Origin of the sequence: Pseudomonas folii, from assembly GCF_014357575.1 — a bacterium.
Taxonomy (GTDB): Bacteria; Pseudomonadota; Gammaproteobacteria; order Pseudomonadales; family Pseudomonadaceae; genus Aquipseudomonas; species Aquipseudomonas folii.
The window spans coordinates 1-4445 of record NZ_JACONW010000252.1 but is presented as its reverse complement, the minus strand read 5'-3'; the positions used below and the strand labels follow the sequence as shown (position 1 = coordinate 4445).

5 protein-coding genes are annotated in these 4445 nt (G+C 57.5%); 3 read left to right on the top strand and 2 right to left on the bottom strand.

Annotated features, from left to right (window positions below):
- Positions 1 to 56: 56 nt before the first annotated feature.
- Positions 57 to 1370, bottom strand: a complete 1314-nt coding sequence (locus tag H8S59_RS26235) for an NAD(P)/FAD-dependent oxidoreductase (protein ID WP_187523302.1) — start codon at positions 1368 to 1370, stop codon at positions 57 to 59.
- Positions 1371 to 1514: 144 nt separating this feature from the next.
- Between H8S59_RS26235 and H8S59_RS26230 the strand changes: the two genes are divergently transcribed.
- The gene (locus H8S59_RS26230) at positions 1515 to 1868 is read left to right on the top strand and encodes a YkgJ family cysteine cluster protein (protein ID WP_187523301.1); all 354 of its coding nucleotides are present in this window, start codon (positions 1515 to 1517) and stop codon (positions 1866 to 1868) included.
- 176 nt (positions 1869 to 2044) lie between these two features.
- Here H8S59_RS26230 and H8S59_RS26225 read toward each other — a convergent pair whose 3' ends face one another.
- On the bottom strand, positions 2045 to 2533 hold the full coding sequence (locus tag H8S59_RS26225; protein ID WP_027901535.1) for an Lrp/AsnC ligand binding domain-containing protein: 489 nt from the start codon (positions 2531 to 2533) through the stop codon (positions 2045 to 2047).
- 158 nt (positions 2534 to 2691) lie between these two features.
- Between H8S59_RS26225 and dadA the strand changes: the two genes are divergently transcribed.
- Together dadA and H8S59_RS26215 are read left to right on the top strand one after the other, a co-directional pair.
- Complete coding sequence (gene dadA, locus H8S59_RS26220) at positions 2692 to 3993, top strand: D-amino acid dehydrogenase (protein WP_095093165.1); 1302 nt, start codon at positions 2692 to 2694, stop codon at positions 3991 to 3993.
- A complete protein-coding gene (locus H8S59_RS26215; protein WP_095093164.1) occupies positions 3965 to 4318 on the top strand; it encodes a RidA family protein in 354 nt (117 codons plus the stop codon). Before dadA ends, H8S59_RS26215 begins: the two co-directional genes overlap by 29 nt.
- Positions 4319 to 4445 lie beyond the last annotated feature (127 nt).

Genomic DNA, 4445 nt, shown 5'->3' with positions numbered 1-4445 from the left:
CACAAGAAACCGCATTCCCTTGTTGGACCGAAGTCGTCCATCAATCAACGTCAGGCTCAACGCAATTCCTTCAACCGATGCCAAAGCATCCCCAGCGCCAGCAGCGGCGAACGCAAATGCTTGCCGCCCGGGAAGGTAATGTGCGGGACTTTGGCGAACAGCTCGAAGCCATTGCTGTGTTGCCCGGCAATGGCTTCGCCAAGCAGCTTGCCAGCCAGATGAGTCGCGTTAAGGCCGTGTCCGGAATAGGCCTGGGCGTAGAACACATTGGGCTGGTCCTTCAATCGACCGATCTGCGGCAAGCGGTTGGCACCGATGCCGATCATGCCGCCCCACTGATAATCGATCTTTACGCCAGCCAACTGCGGGAACACCTTGAGCATCTTGGGCTGCATATAGGCCGCGATGTCCTGAGGGTCACGACCCGAGTAGTGACAGGCCCCACCAAACAATAAGCGTCGATCCGCCGAGAGCCGGAAGTAGTCCACCGTCACGCGCTGATCACACACGGCCATGTTTTGTGGCAGCAACTGCGTGGCCAACTCTTTACTCAATGGCTCGGTCGCGATGATGTAGCTGCCTGCGGGTAGAACCTTGCCGCTGAGCTGTGGGTTGAGATCATTCAGGTAAGCGTTGCAACCCAACACCAGCGTATTGGCCAAAACAGTGCCTTGAGGGGTATGCACTTTGACCTGCGGACCATATTCGATGCGACTCACCGCCGAGTGCTCGAACACTTGCACGCCCAACGACTGCGCCACAGCGGCTTCGCCCAAGGCAAGGTTCAGCGGGTGCAAATGCCCAGACCCCATATCGATAAGACCACCCACATAGCGGTCAGAACCGACTACGCTGCGCATCTCGCTGGCCTGCAGCAGTTTTAACGAATGGCGATAACCCAAATCGCGCAACTCATCAGCATCTTCGGCCAGCCCGACTAGATCCCGAGGCTTGTTGGCCAGGTCGCAATAACCCCAGGTCAGATCGCAATTGATGCCATAGCGCTCGACACGCTGGCGCACGATTTCGACCGCCTCAATGCCCATCAGCTTCAACTGCCGAACGCCCTCAGCACCGACCACGCCCGTGAACTGCTCCAGACCGTGGCCAACACCGCGAATCAACTGCCCGCCATTACGCCCGCTGGCGCCCCAGCCAATTTTTCGCGCTTCCAGCAGCACCACGCTCAAGCCACGCTCGGCCAGCTCAATAGCGGTATTCAGGCCGGAAAAGCCGCCGCCCACCACACAGACGTCCGCCTGAATCTGGCCTTGCAGCGACGGATAATCCGGGCGTGGATGGCTGCTGGCGGCGTAATAAGAGGCGGTGTGCTGGTCGTTGGCGGTCGATGGTTGAACGCGGGCGTTCATGGCGGGATCCCGTTGCTGGCGTCTGAAAAACATTCCCGAGGATAAGCCGCAGGTTCGGCGACGGGCAAGGCGCGATCCAGACGGTGCTGTCTTGAACAGCCTGACTGAGGCAAAATCACGCCCATTCACAGCGGGTAAGTTTCAATGAGCTGCAACAGTCAGAAAATTCGTGCGTTACGTCAGCAGATTCCTTCTTTCGAATGCGTCCCAGGCTGTCACGACTGCTGTGGTCCGGTGACGACCTCGCCAGAAGAAATGTCCCGTCTGCCGCGCAAGACGACAGCCGAGCAGGGTGCGGCCATGGACGAACTCAATTGTGTGCACCTAGGCCCCAACGGTTGCACGGTGTATGACGAACGCCCACTGATCTGCCGCATGTTCGGCACCACGCCCACCTTGCCTTGCCCCAATGGTCGCAGACCGGTGGAGATGATTCATCCGCGGGTCGAAAAGCAGATTCATGAGTACATGGCGTCGACGCGGCAGGTGTTGGTTTAGACGCTGGACGAGACTCAAACTGTACTGATGACGTGGGACCGGCTTTAGCCGGGAAAGCAGTATTACAGACTCCCTATATTTGTTGAATGTACTGGCCTCTTCCCGGCTAAAGCCGGTCCCACGTCAGATTGCGGGCAAACATAGAATCTCCGACAAGAAATCCACAGATACCCGACTCAATCCGCAATCGGCAGATTCAGGCTCTCTTTCACCTCTTCCATCACGATATAGCTCTTGGACTCCCGCACGTGGGGCAGTTTGAGCAGGATGTCGCCCAGCAATTTGCGGTACGAGGCCATTTCCGAAATGCGCGCTTTGACCAAGTAATCGAAGTCACCCGAGACCAGGTGGCACTCCAGCACATGGGGCAGTTTCAGCACGGCGCGGCGGAATTCTTCGAAGGTGTCGCCAGACTTGTAGTCCAGGCTGATCTCGACGAACACCAATAGGCTAGCCTTGAGACTTTGCGGATTGAGGCGGGCGTTGTAACCCATGATGATGCCTTCGCGCTCCAGCCGACGGACCCGCTCTGTGCAGGGCGTAGTCGACAAACCGACACGCTCGCCCAGCTCGGTGAAGGAGATTCGGCCGTCGGCCTGAAGGATGCGCAGGATGTTGCGGTCGATCTTATCCAGTTCACGTTTTGACTGGGTTTGGGTACGCATGGGTAAAACCCCCTCTACCAAAGGCTTCTTTGCCGGGAAATCCCGCCAAATATAAGCACTTATACAGTGAAAAGCACTGCCCTTGGCTGCATATACTGCCCACATCCTTGCTTAAAACTTCAAAACGTCAGCGGATATCCGCGATGAGGTAAATCAACATGCGCGTTCTGGTCCTTGGTAGTGGTGTGATCGGCACGACCAGTGCTTATTATCTGGCACGGGCAGGCATGCAGGTTACGGTCGTGGATCGCCAGCCAGCAGTAGCCATGGAAACCAGCTTTGCCAACGCGGGGCAGGTTTCGCCGGGTTATGCATCGCCTTGGGCAGCGCCCGGCGTGCCGCTCAAAGCGATCAAATGGCTGCTTCAGCGCCATGCACCGCTGGCGATCAAAGCCACTGCCGATATCGACCAATATCTTTGGATGGCGCAAATGTTGCGCAACTGCACGGCCAACCGCTATGCCGTAAACAAAGAACGCATGGTTCGCCTGTCCGAATACAGCCGCGATTGTCTGGACGAATTGCGTGCTGAAACCGGCATCGCTTACGAAGGCCGCACACTGGGTACAACTCAGCTGTTCCGCACTCAGGAGCAACTGGATAACGCCGCCAAAGACATCTCTGTTCTTGAACAGTCCGGCGTGCCATTCGAGCTTTTGAACCGCGACGATATTGCCCGGGTTGAACCGGCTTTGGCGGGTGTGACCAATATTCTCGCGGGTGCTCTGCGTCTGCCCAACGACCAGACCGGCGATTGCCAGATGTTTACCACTCGCCTGGCCGAGATGGCTGTGCAGTTGGGCGTTGAGTTCCGCTACAACCAGTCCATCGAGCGTATTGATTTCGCTGGCGACCGCATCAATGGTGTGTGGATCGACGGCAAGCTGGAGACAGCAGACCGTTACGTCCTGGCACTCGGCAGCTACTCGCCGCAGTTGCTCAAGCCACTGGGCATCAAGGCTCCTGTGTATCCGCTCAAGGGTTATTCGCTGACGGTGCCGATCACCGATCCGGCGATGGCCCCGACATCGACCATTCTCGATGAGACTTTCAAGGTGGCGATTACCCGCTTTGATAACCGTATCCGGGTCGGCGGGATGGCAGAGATTGCCGGGTTTGATCTGTCGCTGAACCCGCGTCGACGTGAAACACTGGAGATGATCGTCAACGATCTTTATCCTCGCGGCGGTGACTTGAGCCAGGCCAGTTTCTGGACCGGTCTGCGCCCCACGACGCCGGACGGCACACCGATTGTCGGTGCCACGCCGTACCGTAACCTGTTCCTCAATACCGGCCACGGTACATTGGGCTGGACCATGGCCTGCGGTTCGGGTCGTTTGCTGGCGGACCTGATTGCTCGCCAGAAACCTCAGATCAGCGCCGAAGGCCTTGATATTTCTCGTTACGGCAGCACTAGGGAGATCGCAAAAAATGTCCATCCAGCGCCAGCTCACCAATGAGCGCATGAGCCAGGTCGTCGTCCATAACGGCACCGTGTACCTTGCAGGCCAGGTCGGTGACGACATGGCCGCCGGGATCGAACAACAAACCCGCGAGACCCTCAACAGCATCGAGCGCTTGCTGGATCTGGCCGGTACTGACAAAAGTCGCATCCTGTCAGTGACGATTTACCTGAAAGACATCGACGCCCACTTTGCCGGAATGAACAGCGTCTGGGATAAATGGCTGCCAAAAGGCGTCGCGCCCGCACGTGCAACTGTCGAAGCAAAGCTGTGCGAACCGGAAATACTGGTTGAGCTGTCGGTTGTGGCAGCACTTCCTTGACAACGTATCCCCTGTAGGAGCTGCCGAAGGCTGCGAACACTCTTGAAGTCACCTCAGCGACCAAGACCCTTCGCAGCCTTCGGCAGCTCCTACAGTTCTATTCCTTTGCCATCAGAATCCCCACCAT

Excerpts from the sequence above, each read along its gene's own strand:
- dadA (WP_095093165.1), top strand. The coding sequence starts at position 2,692 with ATGCGCGTTCTGGTCCTTGGTAGTGGTGTGATCGGCACGACCAGTGCT.
- H8S59_RS26235 (WP_187523302.1), bottom strand. The coding sequence starts at position 1,370 with ATGAACGCCCGCGTTCAACCATCGACCGCCAACGACCAGCACACCGCC.
- H8S59_RS26215 (WP_095093164.1), top strand. The coding sequence starts at position 3,965 with ATGTCCATCCAGCGCCAGCTCACCAATGAGCGCATGAGCCAGGTCGTC.
- H8S59_RS26225 (WP_027901535.1), bottom strand. The coding sequence starts at position 2,533 with ATGCGTACCCAAACCCAGTCAAAACGTGAACTGGATAAGATCGACCGC.
- H8S59_RS26230 (WP_187523301.1), top strand. The coding sequence starts at position 1,515 with ATGAGCTGCAACAGTCAGAAAATTCGTGCGTTACGTCAGCAGATTCCT.